This window comes from Luteimicrobium subarcticum, from assembly GCF_002798015.1.
Classification (GTDB): Bacteria; Actinomycetota; Actinomycetes; order Actinomycetales; family Cellulomonadaceae; genus Luteimicrobium; species Luteimicrobium subarcticum.
The window spans coordinates 215,453-237,771 of record NZ_PGTZ01000006.1 but is presented as its reverse complement, the minus strand read 5'-3'; the positions used below and the strand labels follow the sequence as shown (position 1 = coordinate 237,771).

The following is a 22,319-nucleotide window of genomic DNA, read 5'->3' as shown; positions in this document are numbered from 1 at the left end:
CGGCCGGACGGGTGGGAGGCGGCGCCGCCCGTCGACCTGCCCGTCCGGGTGCCGTCAGGTGCCCCTGCCGGCGGTGCGGCGGGTGCCCCTCACGAGCGAGCGAACGGTGGAACGAGCCTGTGGCTGAGTTCATCTACTCCATGTACAAGGCGCGCAAGGCGCACGGCGACAAGGTCATCCTCGACGACGTGTCGCTGAACTTCCTGCCCGGCGCCAAGATCGGCGTCGTCGGCCCGAACGGCGCCGGGAAGTCGACGATCCTCAAGATCATGGCGGGCCTCGACCAGCCGTCGAACGGCGAGGCGCGTCTGTCGCCCGGCTACACCGTCGGCATCCTGCTGCAGGAGCCGCCCCTCAACGAGGACAAGACGGTGCTCGGGAACGTCGAGGAGGGCGTCGCCGAGATCAAGGGCAAGCTCGACCGGTTCAACGAGATCTCGGCGCTCATGGCCGAGCCGGACGCGGACTTCGACGCGCTGCTCGCTGAGATGGGCGTGCTGCAGGAGGCCATCGACGCCGCGAACGCGTGGGACCTCGACTCCCAGCTCGAGCAGGCGATGGACGCGCTGCGCTGCCCGCCGCCGGACGCCGACGTCAAGGTCCTCTCGGGCGGTGAGCGCCGCCGCGTCGCGCTGTGCAAGCTGCTGCTCGAGCAGCCCGACCTGCTGCTCCTCGACGAGCCCACCAACCACCTCGACGCCGAGTCGGTCCTGTGGCTCGAGCAGCACCTCGCGAGCTACCCCGGCGCCGTCCTCGCCGTGACCCACGACCGGTACTTCCTCGACCACGTCGCGCAGTGGATCTGCGAGGTCGACCGTGGTCGCCTGTACCCGTACGAGGGCAACTACTCGACCTACCTCGAGAAGAAGCAGGCGCGTCTCGAGGTCCAGGGCAAGAAGGACGCGAAGCTCGCCAAGCGCCTCAAGGACGAGCTCGAGTGGGTGCGTTCCAGCGCCAAGGGCCGCCAGACCAAGTCGAAGGCCCGTCTCGCGCGCTACGAGGAGATGGCGGCGGAGGCCGAGCGGACCCGCAAGCTGGACTTCGAGGAGATCCAGATCCCCGCCGGCCCGCGTCTGGGCAGCGTCGTCATCGAGGCCAACGACCTCAAGAAGGGCTTCGACGACCGCGTGCTCATCGACGGCCTGAGCTTCACGCTGCCGCGCAACGGCATCGTCGGCGTCATCGGCCCGAACGGCGTCGGCAAGACGACCCTGTTCAAGACGATCGTCGGCCTGGAGCCGCTCGACGACGGCGACCTCAAGGTCGGCGAGACCGTCTCGATCTCGTACGTCGACCAGAGTCGTGGCGGCATCGACCCGAAGAAGACGCTCTGGGAGGTCGTGTCCGACGGCCTCGACTTCATCAAGGTCGGCAACGTCGAGATCCCGTCGCGCGCGTACGTCGCGTCGTTCGGCTTCAAGGGCCCGGACCAGCAGAAGCCCGCGGGCGTGCTGTCCGGTGGTGAGCGCAACCGGCTGAACCTGGCGCTCACGCTCAAGCAGGGCGGCAACCTGCTGCTGCTCGACGAGCCCACCAACGACCTCGATGTCGAGACCCTCGGCTCGCTGGAGAACGCGCTGCTCGAGTTCCCCGGCTGCGCCGTCGTGGTCAGCCACGACCGGTGGTTCCTCGACCGGGTCGCGACGCACATCCTCGCCTACGAGGGCACTGAGGAGGACCCGTCGAGCTGGTACTGGTTCGAGGGCAACTTCGCGTCCTACGAGGAGAACAAGGTGTCGCGTCTCGGCGCCGACGCCGCGCGCCCGCACCGCGTCACGTACCGCAAGCTGACGCGCGACTGAGTCGCTCCGCGTTCCGCAGCAGCGCGCCCACCGTCTCGTGCGGTGGGCGCGCTGCTGCGTTCGGGGACGCACGCCGCTACGGTCGTCGCCCATGAGCTCCTGGTCCGTCCCCGACCTCGACGCACCGCGTCCTGCCGAGCCGCCCCGCCCGCAGCGTCGCCCGTGGTGGCGGCGCCGCACGGTCTGGGTGGTCGCCGCGGCGCTGGCCGTGGTGCTCGTCGTGGTCGTCGTCCTGACGCGCGGTTCGGGCGACGAGGACGACCCGGCCGGTGGTGTGGAGGCCCGCTCGTACGGGCGGTTCCCGGCCCGCGGCGAGCTCGCCGACCCGCACGAGCACGCGGACGTCCTCGCCGCCGCAGCCGACGCGTGGCGCACGACGACGAGGGTCGAGCCGGCGGACGACGGAAGGATGGACGTGCTGTGGGCCGGTGACGTCCCGATCGTGTCGGCCGACCCGCCCGCGGTGTGGGAGCCGGTCGGGCACCGCTACGTCGTGCTCAGCCAGGGCTTCCGGACGGTCCTCGTCGGCGCGGACATCGACGTGGACCGCGACGGCGGCCGGACCGTCGAGGACTTCGAGGTCCTCGACGAGGCGTCGCGCGGATCCGAGGACTACTCGGCGATCCCGTTCGCTGCGCGCTACGGCAGCGTCGTGCTCGTCGCGCACGACGCGGTGCCCTTCGGTCAGGAGACCGTCCCCGTCCTGGAGGACGACGACCTGTCCTCGGCAGGCGAGCCGTCCTGGAGCGACGAGGGTCCGTCGACGGCGGAGACGGTCGACGAGACGCTGCAGAGCGGGCTCCTGGCCCTCGACGGTGCGGGCGCGGTGCGCCTCCCGGCGCAGCGGGGCGAGAGCGAGCACCTGGTGGCGTTCACGGACCACGAGCGCGGGGTCCTGGCGTCCGTGCCGGAGCCTGCTGCACTGTGGTCCGCGCTGGGGTCGCCGACCCGCGAGCGGCGCACCTGGGCCGCTCTGTGGACGACGTTGGAAACCGCCGACCGGGCCCTCACGAGCGGTCCGGACAGCCCGTCGCAACCGTTCGACGTCGAGCTGCTGGGCGACTACCGGGTCGCCCCCGACGCCCCGGCGGCGGTCGTCGCGGTCCGCGCGCGGGGGAGCTGGACGGCCGCGCAGCTCGCGTTCGACCCCGAGGCGAGCTCCGGCGGCAGCGCGTCGAGCCTGACGGTCGCCCTCGCCGAGGGGAGGCCGGGCGGCGCGCTCGGCGACCCGACCCTCGTGTCCGGGTGGGTCTCACGTGAGCCCGGCACGGTGCCGAGCCTCGTCGTGGCCGCCGCTCCCGGCGTCTCGCGCGTGGACGTGCGGGTCCCCGGGTCGAGCGTGCACCTCGCGGCGCGAGGCGGCGTCGTCCCGCGTCCGGCCGCGTCCACGTGGGCGAAGGACGGCACGGCGGAGGACACCGACGTCCCCGTCGTGTCGGTCGTCGCGACGCTGCCCGACGGCCGGATCGTCCTGCCGGCCGCGCGCACCGGGACGTCCTGACCGGCGGGACCACGCCGTCCTCACCGGTAGTCTCGACTCCCGTGACCCGCCTGCACGTCCCCGTCTCCCTGCGCTGGTCGGACCTCGACGCCTACCAGCACGTCAACAACGTCGAGATGTTCCGGCTGCTGGAGGACGCCCGCATCACCGCGTTCTGGGAGCACCCGGGTGCCGAGGACGGCGAGGCCTGGCCGACCGCGGTCCTTGCGACGGGCCCGGACGCTCCCTCGCACACGCTGGTGGCGCACCAGGAGATCGAGTACCTGCGCCCGCTGGGCTTCACCCGGCACCCCGTCCGGGTCGAGATGTGGATCGGGCACCTCGGCGGCGCGAGCCTCGACGTCTGCTACGAGGTGCACGACGGGGGCCCGCGCTTCGACCGGGTAGGACCGTCGTCGGGCGGGAGGCCCTACGCGCGCGCCACGACGACCATCGTGGTCGTGGACGCCCGCACGGGTGCGCCGCGCCGCCTGGCGCCCGCCGAGCGGGCGGCGTGGGAGCCGTTCCTCGGCGAGCCCATCGCGTTCCGGCGCCGGTCGTGAGCACCGCGAGCACTGCGGGCAGGGTGGACTCCCTGCACGTGTACCCCGTCAAGGGCTGCCACCGCGTGGACGTCGACAGTGCGACGCTGGACCCGTGGGGGCTGGTGGGCGACCGCCGCTTCCTGCCCGTCGACGAGACGGGCAAGCTCGTCAGCCAGCGCGAGGTGCGGGCGCTCACGGGCGTCCGTCCGGCGCTCGCGGACGGCGTGCTGACGCTCACCGCGCCGGGTCGCGACGACCTGCCCGACCTGGACGTGGCGACGGCGGCGCGTGCCGACGTCACGGCGTCGATCTGGGGCACGGAGTTCCGGGCGTCGTCGTGCGGTGACGACGCCGACGCGTGGCTGTCGCGCGCCGCGGGCCGCGAGCTGCGGCTCGTGTGGATGGACGACCCCACCCGGCGGCCCGTCTTGGACGCCGAGTGGACGCGTCCGGGCGACGTCGTGAGCGCCGCGGACGGCTACCCGTTGCTCCTCGCGAGCACGTCGTCGCTCGCCGCGCTCAACGACTGGATCGCGGCGGAGTCGTCGCCCGACGAGGTCGTGCCGATGACCCGGTTCCGGCCGAACCTCGTGGTGTCGGGCTTCGACGCGTGGGCGGAGGACGACTGGTCGGGCAGGCGGCTCCGGGTCGGGGACACGACGCTGCGCGTGGCCGGCCCGTGCGCGCGCTGCGTCATGACGACGACCGACCAGGAGTCGGGGGAGCGTCGCCGCGAGCCGCTGCGCACGCTCGCGCGGCACCGCAAGGTCGCCCAGGAGCTCCTGTTCGCGGTGAACCTGCTGACCGACGGGCCGGGCACCCTGCGCGTCGGCGACCCGGTCGAGGTGCTCGGCTAACCGTCGGCGCGGCGCGCCGCCTCGGCGGCGACGTTGCGCTGCATGCCGCCGAACACGACGCCGTGGAACGGTTTGACGGACCACCAGTAGAGCTGGCCCGCGAGCCCGTGCGGGGAGAAGAGCGCGCGCTGCGCGAAGTAGGTGCGGCCCGCGCCGGCGGCGTCCTCGGGGGACGGTCCGTCGTCGGGGGTGCCGAGCTCCTCGGCGGCGTCGTCGACCCGCAGCTCGAGCCATGCGAGCCCGGGAAGGCGCATCTCGGCGCGCAGGAGCAGGCGTCGGCCGGGCTCGATCGCCTCGACGCGCCAGAAGTCCAGCACGTCGTCGACCCGCAGGTGCCGTTCGTCGCGCCGCCCGCGGCGCAGGCCCGGCCCGCCGGCGACCCGGTCCATGAGGCCGCGGACGCGCCAGGCCAGCGACCACGAGTACCAGCCACGGTGCCCGCCGATCTCCTCGATGACCTGCCACAGCACGTCCGCGGGGGCCTCGACGACGGTGCGCCGCTCGTCGACGTAGAACGACCCGCCCGACCAGTCGGGGTCCGTGGGCAGCGGGTCGCTCGGCGCACCCGGCAGCGACGCGGACGACCACCGGGTCGTGACCTCGCCGTCGTGGATGCGCTGCAGCGCGAGGTCCAGCGCGCGGTCGACACCCACGAGGCCGTCCGGAGGGTCCGGGACGAGCTCGCGCACGTCGTCCTCCTGGCACACGACCTCGTGCTCGAGCGACTCGACGAGCGGCTTCGCGATGCCCGACGGGACGGGCGTCACCAAGCCGACCCACAGGCTCGACAGGCGCGGCGTGAGCACGGGCACCGGCACGATCAGGCGGCGCGGCAGGCCGGCGGCGTGGGCGTACCGCTGCATGAGGTCGCGGTACGTGAGGACGTCCGGGCCGCCGATGTCGAACGTGCGGGACACGTCCGGCGGCATCTCCGCGCTGCCCACGAGGTAACGCAGCACGTCGCGCACCGCGATCGGCTGGATCCGGTTGGACACCCAGCGCGGCGTCGTCATGACGGGCAGGCGCTCGGTGAGGTAGCGCAGCATCTCGAACGACGCCGAGCCCGACCCGAGGATCACCGCAGCCTGCAGCACGGTCGTCGGCACGCCGGACGAGAGCAGGATCTCGCCGACCTCCCGGCGGCTCGCCAGGTGGCGCGACAGCCGCACGCCCGAGGGGGACAGGCCGCCGAGGTACACGATCCGGCGCACCCCCGCCTCACGTGCCGCGCGCGCGAACGTCCGGGCGAGGTGCCGGTCGCGGGCCTCGAAGTCCCGCCCGGTCCCGAGCGAGTGCACGAGGTAGTAGGCGACGTCGGCGCCCTCGAGCGCGGCACGCACCGCGTCGAGGTCGGCGACGTCGCACCGGACGAGGTCCACGTCGTCGGCCCACGAGCGCCCCGCGAGGCGGCGCGGGTCGCGGGCCAGCGCGCGCACCCGGTACCCGGCGTCCAGCAGCTCGGGGACGAGACGTCCGCCGACGTAGCCGGTGACCCCGGTGACGGCAACGGTCAGTGGTCGGTCCATCCTCCACTGTGCGTCCGGCGGCGGTGCTCTGGCGCGCCCGGACGCCCCCGCAGGATCGCCGTGCCGGCGTGGGAGCGGTCAGCGCGCGTCGGCCGCCGGGACGCGGATCATGCCCTCCTGGCCCATCGACGCGACGAGCCGGCCGTCGGGCGACCACACCCGCGCGGCGCCGAGACCGCGCCCGCCCTGGGCGCTCACCGCGGTCTGCTCGAACAGCAGCCACTCGTCCACCCGGACGTCGCGGTGCCACCACATGGCGTGGTCGAGGCTCGCGACCGACAGCCCGGGCGTCGGCCACGCCACGCCCTCGGCCCGGAGCACCGGCTCCAGCATCACCTGGTCGCACGCGTACAGCAGGAGGGCGCGGTGCAGGAACGGGTCGTCCGGCACCGGGCCGCGCGCCCGCAGCCACACGAGCTGGCGCTCGCTCGGCGCGGGCGGGCGCAGGTACAGGGAGCCGTCGACGTGCCGCAGCTCGAACGCGCTGTCGTCCGACCAGTGCCGCGCGTACGGGTGGTCGATCCCGCCCAGGACGTCCGCCGCCGACGGGACGTCCTCGGGCGCGGGGGCCGCGGGCGCCTCCCCGGCGAGCTCCGCGCCGCCCTGCAGCTCCTGGAACGACGTGATCATCGACAGGATCGGGCGGCCGTGCTGCACCGCGTGCGTGCGGCGGGCGCTGAACGACCCGCCGTCCCGGAGGCGCTCGACCGTGAAGTCGATCGGCACCGACAGGTCGCCCGGCCGCAGGAAGTACCCGTGCAGCGAGTGCGGCGCGCGCGACGCGTGGTCGGCGAGGGTGCGCTGCGCGGCGACCAGCGCCTGCGCGAGCACCTGCCCCCCGTACACGCGGCCGTTGGGCTGGTGGACGCTCTCGCCCCGGAACAGGTCGTCGCCGACGAGCGCGCCCGCGCTCGCCTGCTCGACCGCACCGAGGGCCTCCAGGTCCAGGACGCGCAGCAGGTGCGCGAGCGGATCGGTCACCGGCTCACTCCTCGAAGGTGTTGACGAGCGAGAACGCGGCCCGCTCGAGGTAGTCCCACAGGGTCGCCTCGAGCATCGGTGGGAGCTCGAGCGCCCCCACGGCCGCGCGCATGTGCCCGAGCCACCGGTCCCGGGCGTCGGGGTTCACCCGGAACCCCGCGTGCCGCATCCGCAGGCGCGGGTGGCCCCGCGTCTCCGAGTACGTCGCCGGACCGCCCCAGTACTGCTCGAGGAACATCGTGAGACGCTCCCGGGCCGGCCCCAGGTCCTCCTCCGGGTACATCGGTCGCAGGACGGGGTCGTCGGCCACGCCCTCGTAGAAGGCGTCGACGAGACGGACGAATGTCTCGTGCCCACCGACCTCCTCGTAGAAGGTGTCGGGGCGGGGCGCAGGGGAGGTCACCGGTCCAGTATCGCAACCCGGAGGACGGAGTTCCGGCAGGCCGTGCGCGCAGAGTCCCGACCGGCGCCACGGCGTGTGAGGCGGCTCACGACGCCCGGGGCGCAGGGTGGACCTACCGGGCATAAGGTGGGCACCGATCCCCCGGGGAGCGAGGAGGTGCGCCGGTGCTCGAGGACGATCGCGATACACGTGACGACACGTCGCGCGCCGGTGCCGCCGTCGTGCTCTGCGCGCCGTTCGACGGCGTCGTCCGGGCTCTGGACGAGCTGCCCGACCACGTCTTCGCGGCGGGCATCGCCGGGCCGGGAGTCGCCGTCGAGCCCCTTCCCGGCGCCGCCGGCCAGGTCCTGGCACACTCCCCGGTCGCGGGTCGGCTGGTGACCGTGTTCGCGCAGGCCTTCGCGGTCGAGCCGCAGCCCGGGCTGCCCGTCCTGGTCCACCTCGGCCTCGACACCGTGCGCCTCGCCGGCGCCGGCTTCGCGATCTACGCCGGCGAGGGCGAGCAGCTCGCGCTCGGCGACCCCGTGATCGGCTGGCACCCCGACGAGGTCGCCGCGGCGGGCTTCTCGACGCTCACGCCCGTCGTCGCGCTCCAGGCGGACGCCGGGGCCGTGTCGCTGCTCGTCGCCTCGGGCGACGCCGTGCGGGCCGGTCAGCCGGTGCTGTCCTGGGTGGTAGCGGACGACTGACCGTCGCGGCCGCGAGGCCGGACCGCGCCCGTGGTGCGCCCGGCCGGGACCGCGCCCGCGGTGTCCACCGTGATGCCGTGCTGCGCGAGCAGCCCGAGCAGCAGCCCGTGACCCTGCGTGACGTCCCACCGGAACGCCGGCATCCCGACGGTCCGGGCGGCCTCGACGTTGCGCTCGGTGTCGTCCACGAAGAGCACCTCCGCAGGGTCGGCCCCGATGCGGCGGGCCGCCTCGACGAAGAACCCGGGGTCGGGCTTCGTGACGCCGAGGTCGTACGAGTAGCAGCTCACGTCGAACAGCGCGTCGTACCCCAGCACGTCGCGCATGTACGCGCCGCGGTACGACTCCTGGTTCGTGCCGAGGTGCACCCCGAACCCGCCGGCGCGCAGCAGGCGCACCAGCTCCAGCGAGGCTCGGGACGGCTCGATGCCGAGCGCCCCGCCGTCGGACGCGGTCTGCACCACGCCGTCGGCGCCCAGCAGGACGTGGCGCACGCGCGCCCTCACGCGGACACCAGCTTCACGTCCGCGTGCGCGAGCTCGTCGCGCGCGGCCAGCCGGACGGCACGCTGGACGTCCCACTGCATCGCGGGGCGCGTTCGGACGCGCACCTGCAGCGTGATGCCGTCGGCGGTCAGCGCCACCCCGGGGACGACGACGGCCGGCTCGAGCAGCGCCGCGCCGAGCACCGGGTCCTCCTGGACGGAGTCGACGGCGCGCTCCACCGCTGCGCGCGCGGCGTCGAGATCGGCGGCCGGGTCGACGACCACGGGGACCACGGCGACGGAGAACTCCTGGGTCTCGTTGCCGACGCGCACGATGTCACCGTTGCGCAGGTACCAGAGCGTCCCGGACCCGTCGCGCACCTTGGTGACGCGCAGGGCGACGTCCTCGACGGTCCCACGGACGGTGCCGAAGTCCACCGTGTCGCCGACGCCGTACTGGTCCTCGAGCAGCATGAAGGTGCCGGACAGGAAGTCCTTGACGAGGCTCTGCGCGCCGAAGCCGAGCGCGACGCCGACGACGCCCGCGGACGCGATGAGCGGGGCGATGTTCGCGCCGAGGTCCGCCAGCACCATGAGGAGCGTGATGGTGCCGACGACGATCGTGGCCGTCGAGCCGAGCACGGACCCGAGGGTCCGGGCCCGCTGCGCGCGCCGGTGCGTGGCGAGCGGGTTGGCGCGCTGCAGGGGGCTGCCGGGCGGCGTCGCCTCCTGGCCGCCCGACGCGATCCGCTCGGTCACGCGGTGCACCGAGACGCGCAGCGCGAGCAGCACGATCGACGCGATCACGACGGTGACGGCGATCTGCAGGGGCACGCCGAGGAACCAGTCCCACCACGACTGCGGGTCGGAGAGGTCCTGCGGCGTGAGGTCGGGGGAGGGCGACGGGGAGTCGGTGCGGACCGACGGCAGGTGGTGCACGAGCATGCACCCGAGGTTATCGGGGTGTTCGTCCGGGCGACGCCCGCCCCCCTCTGGCAGGATCGGTCCGTGGAGAGAAAAAGGCCCCGTACCGGGGACGACGGCGCGCTGCGCGAGCTCGCGGAGGCGTACGGCGTCGCGGCCGAGTACTGGGACTTCTTCGGTGCGCGGGTGCAGGTCGAAGAGGACACGCTGGTCGCGGTCCTCGAGTCGCTGGGCGTGCCGGCGTCCACGCCGGACCTCGTGCGGATCCATCTGGCGCACCGGCTCGACGCTCCCTGGCGGCGCATGCTCCCGCCGACCGTGGTCGCGCGGGCGGGCGCCGGGACGACGTTCCCGGTGCACGTCGAGCACGGTGACCCGGTCGACGTGTGGATCGAGCTGGAGGGCGGCGGGACCGTCGCCGCGCACCAGGTCGACCGGGTGGTCGAGCCGCGGACCGTCGACGGCCGGCTGCTCGGCGAGGCGACGTTCGCCGTCCCGGACGACGTGGGCCTCGGGTGGCACACCCTGCACGCGTCGAGCGGGAACCGGACCTCGCACGCCGTCCTCGCGGTCACGCCCGCGCACCTGCGCCTACCGCGCGCGCTGCGCAAGGGAGCCCGGGCGTGGGGGCTCATGGCGCAGCTCTACTCGGTGCGGTCCCGCCAGTCGTGGGGCGTCGGCGACCTCACCGACCTGGGCGACCTCGCCTGGCTCGCGGCCCGTCGGTCGGGCGCGGACTTCCTGCTCGTGAACCCGCTGCACGCGGCCGAGCCGCGCGCCCCGCTCACCCCGTCGCCGTACCTGCCGACGACGCGGCGCTTCGTCAGCCCGCTGTACGTCCGGGTCGAGGACGTCCGCGAGACGGCCTACCTGTCGGCGGCCGACCGGTCGCTCGTCGAGTGGGCGTTCGACACCGTGCGCGACCTCGACACCGACCCCGGGCCGATCGACCGCGACGCGGCGTGGACCGCCAAGCGCTCGGCCCTCGAGGTCGTCTTCGCGCACCCCCGCTCGACGGCGCGGCAGGCGGCGCTCGACGCGTTCCGGGAGCGCGAGGGCCAGGGCCTCGAGGACTTCGCGCTGTGGTGCGCGCTCGTCGACCACTTCGGCGGGACGCGCGACTGGCCCGACGAGGCCTTCGACCTCACGAGCCCGCTCGTCGCCGAGCTGCGCACCGAGCTCGCCGACGGGGTCGACTTCCACGTGTGGCTGCAGTGGGTCGCGGACGAGCAGCTCGAGCGCGCGCAGCGGGCGGCGCTCGACGCCGGCATGTCCGTCGGGATCGTGCACGACCTCGCCGTCGGGGTGCACCCGGAGGGCGCCGACCGCTGGGCGCAGCGCCAGGTCCTCGCGAACGGCGTCGGCGTGGGTGCTCCGCCGGACATGTACAACCAGCAGGGCCAGAACTGGTCGCAGCCGCCGTGGAACCCGGTCGAGCTGCCGCGCGTCGGCTACGCGCCGTACCGGGACATGCTGCGGACCGTGCTGCGGCACGCGGGCGGCATCCGGATCGACCACATCCTCGGTCTGTTCCGGCTGTGGTTCGTGCCCGACGGCATGACGCCGGACCGCGGGACGTACGTCCGGTTCGACCACGAGGCGCTCGTCGGCATCCTGTGCCTCGAGGCGGAGCGCGCGGGCGCGGTCGTCATCGGCGAGGACCTCGGGACGGTCGAGCCGTGGATCCGCGACTACCTCGCGGACCGCGGCGTGCTGGGCACGTCGATCCTCTGGTTCGAGCAGCGCGACGGCGCGCCCCTGCCGCCCGAGGCGTACCGCCGCCTGGCACTGACGACCGTCACGACCCACGACCTCCCGCCCACCCCGGCCTACCTCGCGGGCGAGCACGTCGAGCTGCGTGAGCGGCTCGGGCTGCTCACCGAGGACCCGGAGGTCGTCCGCCGCGACGCCCGCCGCGAGCGCGAGGCCGTCCTCCGCGCCCTGCGCGACCGCGGGCTGCTCGGTGAGGACGCCTCCGAGCGTGAGGTCGTCGAGGCGCTGCACGCCTTCGTCGCGGCGACCCCGTCGCTCCTCGTCGGGGTGTCGCTCGCGGACGCCACGGGCGAGCGCCGGGCCCAGAACCAGCCCGGGACGGACCAGGAGTACCCGAACTGGAAGGTGCCGCTGGGCGACGGGACGGGGGAGCCGGTGCTGCTCGACGACCTGTTCGGGTCGGTGCGGCTCCAGTCGCTGCTCGCCGTCGTCGACGGCGCGGTCCACCACCGCGCGCCCTGACCGGCGGCAGACACCGGCACACGACGACGCCCGCCGCCCCGTGAGGGGACGGCGGGCGTCGTCGTGCTGCGGGTACTGGCCCGGTGGGCCCGACGGAGCCGGGTCAGGCGTCGGCGGCCTGCGCGGCGAGCGCGCGCTCGGTCGCGGCGAGGTTCTCCGCCACGATGCGGCGCAGCGCCGGCGGGGCGTCGGGGTGCTCGTCGAGCCACCCCTGGCCGGCCGCCCGGAGCTCCTCGTTCGCGAGCGGCGCCGGGTACAGGCCGTGGATGATCGTGTCGGCCATGTGGTAGCTGCGCTCGGCCCACAGCGTCTCGAGCGACCCGAAGTACGGCGCCACGAGGTCCGCCAGGACGGTCGGGTCGGTGACGTGCGTGAACCCGAGGCCCGTGTAGCGGGCGACGAGGTTCGGCGCGTCGGACCGCTCGACGAGCGACGCGAACGCCGCCGCCTTGGCCTCGACCGTGGGGATCGCGGCGCGTGCGCGCGCGGCGGCCTGCTGTCCGGTCGCGGTGTGGTCGTCCGCGAGCGCGGCGTCGATCTCGTCGCCGCCGGCCTCGCCGAGCAGCACGAGCCCCTCGAGCAGCTCCCAGCGCAGGTCGGTGTCGATCTCGAGCCCCTCGAGCCGCGTGTCGCCGGCGAGGAGGGCCTGGAGCGTCGCCGCGTGGGCGGGCGTCGAGGCCTCGTGGGCGAACGACTTCACGAGCTGGAACTGCAGGTCGGACCCGGGCTCCGCTGCGGCCGCGAGCTCCCACAGGCCGTCCCCGACGCGCTCGAGGGTCGCGGTGCGGCGCTCCGAGGCGACGTACGCGGTCGCGGCCAGGCCGAGCTGGCCGAGCGTCGTGCGGATCGTCGTGGACTCGGTCTCGGCCGCGATGTTGCCGAGCACGAGCTGCACGTAGTCCGTGGCGGGCGTCTCGCCGTCGCGCGTCGCGTCCCACACGCTGGCCCACACGAGCGAGCGGGCGAGCGGGTCGCTGATGCGCGACAGGTGCGCGAGCGCTGCGGCGCGCGAGGCGTCGTCCAGGCGGATCTTCGCGTAGGCGAGGTCCTCGTCGTTGACGAGCACCAGGTCGGGGCGCTGCAGGCCGACGAGCTCCGGCACGTCGGTGCGCTCGCCGTCGACGTCCAGCTCGACGCGGTGGTGCCGGGTCATGGCGCCCTGCTCGTCGAGCGAGTAGAAGCCGATCGCGAGGCGGTGCGGGCGGATCGTCGGGTAGTCCGAGGGCGCGGTCTGCGTGACCGCGAACGACGTGATGACGCCGTCGCCGTCGATCTCGAGCTCGGGGCGCAGCGTGTTGACGCCCGCGGTCTCGAGCCAGAGGGCCGACCAGCCGGACAGGTCACGGCCCGAGGTGGCCTCGAGCTCGACGAGCAGGTCCTTGAGCACGGTGTTGCCGTGCGCGTGCTTGCGGAAGTACGCGCCGACGCCCGCGAAGAACGCGTCGATGCCGACCCACGCGACGAGCTGCTTGAGGACCGAGCCGCCCTTCGCGTACGTGATGCCGTCGAAGTTGACCTGGACGTCCTCGAGGTCGTTGATCGTCGCGACGATCGGGTGCGTCGACGGGAGCTGGTCCTGGCGGTACGCCCAGGTCTTCTCCATGGCGTTGAACGTCGTCCAGGCCTCGGTCCACTCGGTGGCCTCGGCAGTGCAGATCGTGGACGCCCACTCGGCGAACGACTCGTTGAGCCACAGGTCGTTCCACCACTTCATGGTGACGAGGTCGCCGAACCACATGTGCGCGAGCTCGTGCAGGATCGTGACGACGCGGCGCTCCTTGACGGCGTCCGTCACCTTGGAGCGGAAGACGTACGCCTCGGTGTGCGTGACGCATCCGGCGTTCTCCATCGCGCCCGCGTTGAACTCGGGGACGAAGAGCTGGTCGTACTTCTCGAACGGGTACGGGACGCCGAACTTGTCCTCGTAGTAGACGAAGCCCTGGCGGGTCTTCTCGAAGATGTAGTCCGCGTCGAGGTGCTCGGCGAGCGACGCGCGGGCGTACACGCCGAGGGGGATCACGCGGCCGTCGGCGCTCGTGAGCTCGCTGTGCGTGCCGACGTACGGGCCGGCGACGAGGGCGGTGATGTACGACGAGATGACGCTGGTGGGCGCGAAGGTCCAGGTCGCCGCGGCCACCTGCGCGTCGGCAGCGGCGTCGTCGGTCGCCTCGCGCTCGACGGCCACCGGCTCGGGCGTCGGGGAGTTGCTCACCACGGCCCACGCGGCGGGTGCCGTCACGGTGAGCTGGAACGTCGCCTTGAGGTCGGGCTGCTCGAACACCGCGTACACGCGGCGCGAGTCCGGGACCTCGAACTGGGAGTACAGGTAGACCTCGTCGTCGACCGGGTCGACGAAGCGGTGCAGGCCCTCGCCCGTGTTCGTGTACGCGCAGTCGGCGTCGACCACGAGCACGTTCTCGGCGGCGAGTTCGTCGATCGCGATGCGGGAGTCCGCGAACACCTCGGCCGGGTCGAGCTCGCGCCCGTTCAGCACGATCGAGCGGACCGTCGGCGCGACGAGGTCCACGAACGTCGCCCCACCCGGGGTGGCGTCGAACCGGAGCGTCGTCGTGGAGCGGAACGTGGTGGGACCGGTCGTGAGGTCGAGCACGACCTCGTAGGACCGGGTCTGGACGATCCCTGCGCGCTCGACGGCTTCGTCGCGGGTCAGGTTCTCTCCGGGCACGGGCTCTCCTTAGCAGGCAGCGGCGAGGACAGCGAGGGGCTCGGTGGTGCGACCGCTGTCGGCGGCCCGCGGGGTCCGGCGGGCCGCCCCTATCGTGCCACGCGTGGTGCGGCGCCCCGGCGGGAATACGGGCATCGTGGGCCAGGTTGCCCCGGTGACCGTCCCCCGACCGCGACAGGAGCACCCCGTGACGACGAGCGCAGCACCGGCCACGACCACCCTCACCGACGGCGCGAGCGACGGTGCCGCGCCGGACGGGGGTGCCGTCGGCGTGGCCGACTTCTGGTTCGACCCCGTGTGCCCGTGGGCGTGGATGACGAGCCGGTGGATGGGAGAGGTCGAGCGCGTCCGCCCGGTGCGCACCCGGTGGCACGTCATGAGCCTCGCCGTGCTCAACGAGGGCCGCGACGAGCTGCCCGAGCGCTACCGCGAGCTGATGGCGAAGGCGTGGGGTCCGGTGCGCGTCCTCGTCGCAGCGCAGCAGGCGCACGGCGACGAGGTCCTCAAGCCGCTCTACGACGCGATCGGGACGCGCGTGCACCCGGGCGGACGCACGGACTACGACGCCGTGGTGCGCGAGGCCCTCGCCGAGGTGGGGCTCCCGGCGGAGCTTGCGGACGCCGCGACGTCGACCGACCACGACGAGGCGCTGCGCGCGTCGCACGCCGACGGCATCGGGCGGGTGGGCGAGGAGGTCGGCACCCCGGTGGTCGCGTTCGCCGGCACCGCGTTCTTCGGCCCGGTCGTGACGCCCGCCCCGAAGGGCGAGGCGGCCGGTCGCCTGTGGGACGGCTGCGTTCTCGTCGCGTCCACCCCGGGCTTCTTCGAGCTCAAGCGGACCCGGACCCAGGGCCCGGTCTTCGACTGACGGGCTCGGTCGGCGCGGGCGCCCGGTCGCGTGGCAGCATCGCCTCGTGACGCTGCATCGTGTGCCCGCCGTCCCGCCGTCCGCCGCGCGGTGGGAGCTCTTCGCCCGCCAGGCGCCTGACCTCGCCGGGCGTGTCCGCGCCCGCTTCGAGTCGGCGCCCGACCACGTGCTCGCGTCGCGCGCGTTCGACGGCTCGCCCCGGGTCTCGGGAGCGCAGGTGCGGTGGGTCGGGGCGCGTCTCGCGGTCGTCGGCACCGCCGGACGCCCGGTCGCCGACGACCTGCGCCGCGACCCGCGCTTCGCCCTGCACTCCAACCCGGGTGACGGGTCGCGCCGGGCCGGTGACGCCATGGTCCACGGCCGGGCGACCCCGCTCTCGCTGACCGGCGTCCAGGAGGCGTTCGGTGGCGTCTCGCCGACGCTCGAGCGCTGGCTCGCCGGCCCGGTCCCCGACGGCTACTGGCTGGACGTCACGTCGGTGGAGCTGGTCACCGCGGTCGAGGGTGGCAGCAGGTACGAGACGTGGACCCCGACGGCGGGGCTCACCACGCGTTCCGAACCCTGACCCGGTCCCGGGGGACCGCCCGGGCTTTTTGTCCCTTCCGGTGCACCGTGGCATGCTGCCCCGACGCCTGACGCCGCTGGAAGGAGACCCATGTCCGGTCACGGACCCGGCCCTGTGCCGACACCGCCGCCTCCGCACGCGAACCCCGCGGCGAGCGCGGGCGTGCCACCTCGCACGTTCCCGCCGTCGGTCGCCCCGCGTGGCTCCCGGGCGACCGCGTCGCACGTCGTCCCGGCCTCCTCGGCTCCGGGCCACGCGCAGGTCCCCGCCCAGTCGCCCTCGGTCGCAGGCCCCGACCTGGACGCGCAGCAGGCGACGGCGGTCTTCGGTGCCGTCCGGGTCGAGCCGGCGCCGTCGTCCGTGCCGCAGCAGCCCCCGGCGCCGCGTCCGACGGACCCGCGGCAGGCCGCCCCGCGCCCGGCCGCACCCGTTCCTGCCGACCCGCGCGCGGCGCAAGGTCCTCCGTCGCGCGCGTCCGGCCCGCGGACGACGCGGGGCGCGGCTGCCGGTCCGGTCGGCGGCACGGTCGCCGTCCGCCGCTACCTCGGTGAGCTCGAGCCCGCTGTCGTGGTGCTCGGCGGTGTCGTCCTGATGCTCGTCGTCACGGCGGTCGTCATGGCGTTCGTGGTCCTCGGCGGCGGGGGCTCGGGCGGGGCCGCTGCCGCGCCGGAGCCGTCGTCGACGACGTCGCACCAGGCCGCTGCGGCGCCCGTGAAGGTCAGGTTCGCGTCGCCGTCGCGCAACATCACGTGCGCGATGTCCAAGGACGCCGTGACCTGCGACATCGCCGACCTCGCGAAGACGCCTGCGCCGGTCGACGGGTGCGAGGGGACGGTGGGATACGTCGCGACGCTCGACGCCGCAGGGAAGGTCGGCGCGCCGTGCGCCGCCTCCCGACCGGCCGCGGCGCCGTCGTCGGTGTCCGTGCTGGCGTACGGCAAGCAGAGGTCCGCCGGCCCGTTCACGTGCCACAGCACGCGCGAGGGCGTCCGGTGCACGGAGAAGTCGTCCGGCAAGGGCTTCACGATCGCCAAGGCGGGTATCGGGTCGTTCTGAGCGACGCGCACCCCTGGTACGCGCTGGGGGGCGGTGCCCGGCCTCCCGGCCCGGGCACCGCCCCGCGGGGCGTCACCAGATCCGCACGCGCTCCTCGGGCGACAGGTAGAGCGCGTCGCCGGGCGCGACGTCGAACGCCGCGTAGAACTCCGGGACGTTCCGGACGACGCCGTTGCAGCGGAACTCGGCGGGCGAGTGCGGGTCGGTGGCCAGACGGCGCCGGACCTCCTCGTCGCGGCCCTTCGTGCGCCACACCTGCGCCCAGCCGAGCAGGACGCGCTGGAGCGCGGTGAGCCCGTCGATCACCGGGGCGTCGTCGAGGGAGCCGGTGGCCGAGCCGGTCGTCGCGATGCGGTACGCGGTGAGCGCGATCGACAGGCCACCGAGGTCGCCGATGTTCTCGCCGATCGTGAGCGCGCCGTTGACGTGCGGGCCGTCCGCCCCGAGCTGCGGCGGCACGAACGCGTCGTACTGCGCGACCAGTGCGGCGGTCCGACGCTCGAACTCCGTGCGGTCCGCCTCGGTCCACCAGCTCACCAGGCGGCCCTCGCCGTCGAACTTCGAGCCCTGGTCGTCGAACCCGTGGCCGATCTCGTGCCCGATCACGGCGCCGATCCCGCCGTAGTTCACGGCGTCGTCCGCGTCGGGATCGAAGAACGGCGGGCGCAGGATCGCGGCGGGGAAGACGATCTCGTTCATCCCCGGGTTGTAGTAGGCGTTCACGGTCTGCGGCGTCATGAACCACTCGTCCCGGTCGACGGGAGCGCCGATCTTCGCGAGCTCGCGGTCGTGCTCGAACGCGTTCGCGCGGCGCACGTTCCCGACCAGGTCGCCCGCCTCGATCACGAGCGACGAGTAGTCGCGCCAGCGGACCGGGTAGCCGATCTTCGGCGTGAAGGCGTCGAGCTTCGCGAGGGCGCGCTCGCGCGTCTCCGCGCCCATCCAGTCGAGATGCGAGATCGACCAGCGGTACGCCTCGACGAGGTGCGCGACCAGCTCGTCCATGCGCTCCTTGTGCGTCGGCGGGAAGTGGCGGGCCACGTACACCTCGCCGACGGCCTCGCCGAGCGCGCCCTGGACGAGCCCGACGCCGCGCTTCCACCGGTCCCGCAGCTCCTGGGCGCCCGTGAGGGTGCGGCCGTAGAAGTCGAAGCTCGCCTCGACGAACGCGTCGGTGAGGTACGCGGCCCGGGACGACACGACGTGGAACGACGCCCACAGGCGCCACTCCTCGAGCGGCAGCTCCTGCCAGACCTCCGCGAGACCGGTGAGATAGCTCGGCTCGCGCACCACGATCGCGTCGAACGCGCCGGCGGGCGCGGCCAGCGCGGCGACCCACGCCGTCCAGTCGAAGCCGGGCGCGTCCTGCGTCAGGCGGGCGAGCGACGACGGGTTGTGCGTCAGCTCGGCGTCGCGGTCCTTCACGACGTCCCAGTGGTGCGCCGCGAGGCGGGTCTCCAGCGCCAGGACCGACGCCCCCGCGGCCGCGGCCTCGTCCTCGCCGACGACGCCCGCGAGCACGAGCATCCGCCCGACGTGGGCCGCGTAGGCGGCGCGCAGCTCGGCGTGCTGCTCCTCGCGGTAGTAGGCCTCGTCGGGCAGGCCGAGGCCCGCCTGGACCAGGTGGACGGCGTACCGGTCGGGCTGCTCGGCGTCGTTGTCCACGTAGAGCTCGACGGGTCCGGGGACGCCGGTGCGGGCGAGGGCGCCGAGGACGCCCGTCAGCTCCGCCTGGCTGGTCACGCCGGCCACGAGGTCGAGGTCGGCCCGCAGGGGGTCGGCGCCGAGGGCGTCGATCGTGGCCGTGTCCATGAACGCCGCGAAGAGGGTGCCGACCTGCTCCGCGACCCCGTCCGCCGTCCCGGTGGTGCGGGCGCGCGCGCCGCACTCCTCGACGATCGCGCGGACCTGCTCCTCGGCCTCGTCGTGCAGGCGCCGGAACGTGCCGTCGATCGCCCGGTCGGCGGGGATCACGTGCTGGGCGGCCCAGCGGCCGTTCACGTGCCCGTACAGGTCGTCCTGCGGGCGGGCTGCCGGGTCGAGCGCGTCGACCTCGATACCCGAGGAGCGCCCGGACGAACGCCCGGACGACGGCACGGCGGACTGGTCCCCGCTGGGGGTGGTGGTCTGCGTCATGGAGTCAGGCTATGCCGTCGTCGGCGCCCTGGTCGGCCTCCGCTCGGGCGCGTGCGGTGCGGCATGATGGGCGTCATGCGCGTCCACATCGCCTCCGACCACGCCGGGTACGAGCTCAAGGCGTACCTTGTCGCCCACCTCCAGTCCGCAGGACACGACGTCGTGGACCACGGCGCCCACGCCTACGACCACCTCGACGACTACCCGGCGTTCTGCATCGCGGCAGGCGAGGCGGTCGTGGCAGACCCGGGCAGCCTGGGTGTGGTGATCGGCGGTTCCGGCAACGGCGAGCAGATCGCCGCGAACAAGGTGACGGGCGTGCGCGCCGCGCTCGCGTGGAACACCGCGACGGCCGAGCTCGCGCGCCAGCACAACGACGCGAACGTCATCGCAGTCGGCGGCCGGCAGCACACGGTGGAGGAGGCGGCGTCGTTCGTCGACCTGTTCCTCGCGACCCCGTTCAGCCACGACGAGCGTCACCAGCGCCGCATCGACCAGCTCGCCGACTACGAGGCGTCGCGCTGAACGGTCCGACGTCGGCCGGGGGCTCGTCCTGCAGGAGCTCCCGTGCCTGAGGGTCACACCGTTCACCGTCTCGCGCGCGCCCTGACGGACCTGTTCGCGGGCCAGGCGCTCGCGGTCACGAGCCCGCAGGGCCGGTTCGCCGCGGGTGCTGCACGCCTCGACGGGCGTGTCCTCGCGGGCGCGAGCGCGTGGGGCAAGCAGCTCTTCGTCGAGCTGGCGCCGCCGCCCGGGCAGGCGGGCGAGCCGCTCGTCCTCCGCGTCCACCTGGGGCTCTACGGCGCGTGGACGTTCGCGGGGGACGGCAGCGCCGAGGTGGTGCACGCGATCGGCGCACCCCGGCGACGCGTGGGGGAGACGGAGACGCCGCTGCCCGCGCTCGCGCCGGAACCCGAGCCGCTGCCGCGCGGCGCCGGGTCGCCCGCGTCGGCGGCCGGACCGGAGGGCGCCCCTGCGGGCAGGCGCGGTGACCTCGCCGCGGCGCGGGCGGCGTCCGCCGGCGAGGACGCCTGGACGCCGCCGGCACCGCGTGGCGCGGTCCGCGTGCGACTCCTGGGTGAGCACGCCGTGGCCGACCTCACCGCCCCTACGACGTGCGAGGTGCTGACGCGCGACGAGGCGGCGGCCGTCGTCGCGACCCTCGGGCCCGACCCGATCCGGTGGGGCGATGCCGTCCACGCCGGCGATGAGCCCGACGACCGGGACGACCCCCAGCGGTTCGCGGACGCCGTGCGCCGGTCGCGGACCTCGATCGGGGTGCGACTCATGGACCAGTCGGTCGTCGCGGGCGTCGGCAACATCTACCGCGCCGAGGTGCTGTTCCGGGCGCGGATCGACCCGTTCCGGCAAGGGTCGTCGGTCCCGGCCGACGACCTGCGCGCCGTGTGGGACGACCTGGTCGACCTGATGCGCGACGGCGTGCGGACGGGCGCGATCGTCACCACGCGCGAGGCGGACCGCGTGCCGGGCGGCACGGCCGGGCGCCACCGCGTGCGGCAGAACACGGACGAGACGCCCGGCGCGGTGCGGTCCGACGCGGCGTTCTACGTCTACCACCGCGAGGGTCTGCCCTGCCGCGTGTGCGGCAACCCGGTGCTCGTGCGCGAGGTCGCGGGGCGCACGCTCTACTGGTGCGCGGTCTGCCAGCGCTGAGCACCGGACGCTGAGCACCGGAAAGCGCGTGCAGCCCGGGCCGTCGTGCGGCAGAGTCGTCCGCATGCCCGAGCGCCCCGCACCGACCGCGTCCCTCCCGCCCGGATACCGGTTCCGCGACCTCGGTCCCGCCGACCAGCGCGACGTCCTGACCCTCGACGGCTGGGCCTTCCCGACCGGCGCGAGCGTCGAGTCGCTGGCCGAGGCGCCGTCGCCCCTCTCGTGGGACCGGGCCGTCGGCGTCTTCCACGACGCGGACGACCCGGACGCCGTGCCCGTCGACGGCGCGGTCCCCGTGCGCAGCGATCTCGTCGGCATGCACGCGTCGTACCCGTTCGCCCGGTTCCCTGTCCCCGGCGGCACGACCCGCGCCTCCGGGCTCACCTGGGTCGCGGTGCACCCCGGTCACCGGCGCCGCGGCCTGCTCACCGCCATGATCGACGCGCACGTCTCGAGGTCGCTCGCACGCGGCGAGGCGGTGTCCGTCCTGTTCGCGGCCGAGGCGACCATCTACGGCCGGTTCGGGTACGGGGTGGCCGCGCAGGACCTGCGGCTCACCGTCCCGCGCCGGGCCGCCCTGCGCGACGTCCCCGGGGCCGCCGAGCACACCGTCCGCATCGAGACGGTCGACCCGGACCGTCACGCCGCCCTGTGCGAGGACCTGCACGAGCGGGCCGGCCGCGACGTCGGGGGGAGCGGGCTGAACCGTCCGGGCTGGGTGAGCCGGGAGACCTCGGAGCTCCGCCGGTACTTCTGGACGGACCACGAGGCCACGCGCGAGGGCCGTGAACCGCAGCGCATCGTGATCGTCGAGCGGGACGGCGAGCCCCGCGGGTACACGACGTTCCGCCGCAAGCTGTCGTGGGAGACCCTGGGCGCCCGGGGCTGGGTGTCCGGTGGCGAGGTCGTGGCCCTCGACGCCGCGGCGGCCAAGGCGCTCTACGACGTGCTGCTCGACCTCGACCTCACGGACGAGGTCCGGCCGTTCATGATCGCCCCCGACGACCCGCTGGTCCATCTCCTCGCGAGCTACCGCGGCGCCGCGCCGACCCTCTACGACAACCTCTGGGTGCGGCTGCTCGACGTGCCGGTGGCGCTCGCGGCCCGGCGCTACGCCGGCGAGGTCGACGTCGTCCTCGAGGTGCGGGACGCGCTCCTGCCCGCGAATGCGGGTCGGTGGCGGCTACGGGCGTCGGCGTTCGAGGACGGCGTGAGCGCCGAGCGGACCACGGACGCGGCCGACCTGTCGCTCGACGTGCGCGACCTCGGGTCCGTGTACCTGGGCGGCCCGACGCTCGCGGCGCTCGCAGGGGCGGGCCTCGTCGAGGTCCACTCCTCGGGTGCGCTCGCCGCGGCGTCGGCGGCGTTCGCGTGGCCCGTCGCGCCGCTGTCGAGCTGGGTGTTCTGA

At 74.4% G+C, this 22,319-nt stretch carries 19 protein-coding genes; 12 read left to right on the top strand and 7 right to left on the bottom strand.

What is annotated here, in order from left to right; all coding sequences use genetic code 11:
* The first annotated feature begins 119 nt into the window (after window positions 1-119).
* The 4 genes from ettA (at window position 120) to CLV34_RS01665 (ending at window position 4,684) form a co-directional block, all read left to right on the top strand.
* On the top strand, window positions 120-1,802 hold the full coding sequence (gene ettA, locus CLV34_RS01680; RefSeq protein WP_100348529.1) for an energy-dependent translational throttle protein EttA: 1,683 nt from the start codon (window positions 120-122) through the stop codon (window positions 1,800-1,802).
* Window positions 1,803-1,893: 91 nt separating this feature from the next.
* A complete protein-coding gene (locus tag CLV34_RS01675) occupies window positions 1,894-3,303 on the top strand; it encodes a hypothetical protein (protein WP_100348528.1) in 1,410 nt (469 codons plus the stop codon).
* Between the two features lie 41 nt (window positions 3,304-3,344).
* Window positions 3,345-3,845 carry an acyl-CoA thioesterase gene (locus tag CLV34_RS01670; RefSeq protein WP_100348527.1) on the top strand — a complete coding sequence of 167 codons (501 nt, stop codon included), beginning with the start codon at window positions 3,345-3,347 and terminating at the stop codon, window positions 3,843-3,845.
* Complete coding sequence (locus CLV34_RS01665) at window positions 3,842-4,684, top strand: MOSC domain-containing protein (RefSeq protein ID WP_211289321.1); 843 nt, start codon at window positions 3,842-3,844, stop codon at window positions 4,682-4,684. Before CLV34_RS01670 ends, CLV34_RS01665 begins: the two co-directional genes overlap by 4 nt.
* On the opposite strand, the gene CLV34_RS01660 is transcribed toward CLV34_RS01665, so the two are convergent.
* The 3 genes from CLV34_RS01660 to CLV34_RS01650 form a co-directional block, all read right to left on the bottom strand.
* Window positions 4,681-6,210 (bottom strand): SDR family oxidoreductase, encoded by a 1,530-nt coding sequence (locus CLV34_RS01660; protein WP_100348525.1) that lies wholly within the window; start codon window positions 6,208-6,210, stop codon window positions 4,681-4,683. The two genes, CLV34_RS01665 and CLV34_RS01660, sit on opposite strands and share 4 nt — an antisense overlap.
* A 78-nt stretch (window positions 6,211-6,288) precedes the next feature.
* A complete protein-coding gene (locus CLV34_RS01655) occupies window positions 6,289-7,191 on the bottom strand; it encodes an acyl-CoA thioesterase (protein WP_100348524.1) in 903 nt (300 codons plus the stop codon).
* Between the two features lie 4 nt (window positions 7,192-7,195).
* Window positions 7,196-7,594 carry a globin gene (locus CLV34_RS01650; protein WP_245858888.1) on the bottom strand — a complete coding sequence of 133 codons (399 nt, stop codon included), beginning with the start codon at window positions 7,592-7,594 and terminating at the stop codon, window positions 7,196-7,198.
* A gap of 164 nt (window positions 7,595-7,758) precedes the next feature.
* Between CLV34_RS01650 and CLV34_RS01645 the strand changes: the two genes are divergently transcribed.
* On the top strand, window positions 7,759-8,283 hold the full coding sequence (locus CLV34_RS01645; protein ID WP_211289320.1) for a PTS sugar transporter subunit IIA: 525 nt from the start codon (window positions 7,759-7,761) through the stop codon (window positions 8,281-8,283).
* Here the strand turns inward: CLV34_RS01645 and CLV34_RS01640 are convergent.
* A complete protein-coding gene (locus CLV34_RS01640; RefSeq protein ID WP_245858886.1) occupies window positions 8,247-8,789 on the bottom strand; it encodes an HAD-IA family hydrolase in 543 nt (180 codons plus the stop codon). The genes CLV34_RS01645 and CLV34_RS01640 overlap by 37 nt on opposite strands.
* A complete protein-coding gene (locus tag CLV34_RS01635) occupies window positions 8,786-9,712 on the bottom strand; it encodes a mechanosensitive ion channel family protein (RefSeq protein ID WP_100348521.1) in 927 nt (308 codons plus the stop codon). Before CLV34_RS01635 ends, CLV34_RS01640 begins: the two co-directional genes overlap by 4 nt.
* A gap of 63 nt (window positions 9,713-9,775) precedes the next feature.
* Between CLV34_RS01635 and malQ the strand changes: the two genes are divergently transcribed.
* On the top strand, window positions 9,776-11,926 hold the full coding sequence (malQ, locus tag CLV34_RS01630; protein ID WP_100349136.1) for a 4-alpha-glucanotransferase: 2,151 nt from the start codon (window positions 9,776-9,778) through the stop codon (window positions 11,924-11,926).
* A gap of 103 nt (window positions 11,927-12,029) precedes the next feature.
* Here malQ and pepN read toward each other — a convergent pair whose 3' ends face one another.
* The gene (gene pepN, locus CLV34_RS01625; RefSeq protein ID WP_100348520.1) at window positions 12,030-14,612 is read right to left on the bottom strand and encodes an aminopeptidase N; all 2,583 of its coding nucleotides are present in this window, start codon (window positions 14,610-14,612) and stop codon (window positions 12,030-12,032) included.
* A 271-nt stretch (window positions 14,613-14,883) separates the two neighbouring features.
* On the opposite strand from pepN, the gene CLV34_RS01620 reads away from it, so the two are divergent.
* The 3 genes from CLV34_RS01620 (at window position 14,884) to CLV34_RS16230 (ending at window position 17,101) form a co-directional block, all read left to right on the top strand.
* A complete protein-coding gene (locus CLV34_RS01620) occupies window positions 14,884-15,480 on the top strand; it encodes a mycothiol-dependent nitroreductase Rv2466c family protein (RefSeq protein WP_281255172.1) in 597 nt (198 codons plus the stop codon).
* Between the two features lie 46 nt (window positions 15,481-15,526).
* A complete protein-coding gene (locus tag CLV34_RS01615; RefSeq protein ID WP_157803655.1) occupies window positions 15,527-16,045 on the top strand; it encodes a pyridoxamine 5'-phosphate oxidase family protein in 519 nt (172 codons plus the stop codon).
* A 162-nt stretch (window positions 16,046-16,207) separates the two neighbouring features.
* The gene (locus CLV34_RS16230) at window positions 16,208-17,101 is read left to right on the top strand and encodes a hypothetical protein (RefSeq protein ID WP_157803654.1); all 894 of its coding nucleotides are present in this window, start codon (window positions 16,208-16,210) and stop codon (window positions 17,099-17,101) included.
* Between the two features lie 72 nt (window positions 17,102-17,173).
* On the opposite strand, the gene CLV34_RS01600 is transcribed toward CLV34_RS16230, so the two are convergent.
* Window positions 17,174-19,237, bottom strand: a complete 2,064-nt coding sequence (locus tag CLV34_RS01600) for a M13 family metallopeptidase (RefSeq protein ID WP_100348515.1) — start codon at window positions 19,235-19,237, stop codon at window positions 17,174-17,176.
* Between the two features lie 75 nt (window positions 19,238-19,312).
* On the opposite strand from CLV34_RS01600, the gene CLV34_RS01595 reads away from it, so the two are divergent.
* The 3 genes from CLV34_RS01595 (at window position 19,313) to CLV34_RS01585 (ending at window position 22,319) form a co-directional block, all read left to right on the top strand.
* On the top strand, window positions 19,313-19,762 hold the full coding sequence (locus CLV34_RS01595) for a ribose-5-phosphate isomerase (RefSeq protein WP_100349135.1): 450 nt from the start codon (window positions 19,313-19,315) through the stop codon (window positions 19,760-19,762).
* Between the two features lie 42 nt (window positions 19,763-19,804).
* A complete protein-coding gene (locus CLV34_RS01590; RefSeq protein ID WP_100348514.1) occupies window positions 19,805-20,911 on the top strand; it encodes an Fpg/Nei family DNA glycosylase in 1,107 nt (368 codons plus the stop codon).
* Window positions 20,912-20,975: 64 nt separating this feature from the next.
* Window positions 20,976-22,319: a GNAT family N-acetyltransferase gene (locus CLV34_RS01585; RefSeq protein WP_100348513.1), complete on the top strand. Its 1,344-nt coding sequence runs from the start codon at window positions 20,976-20,978 to the stop codon at window positions 22,317-22,319.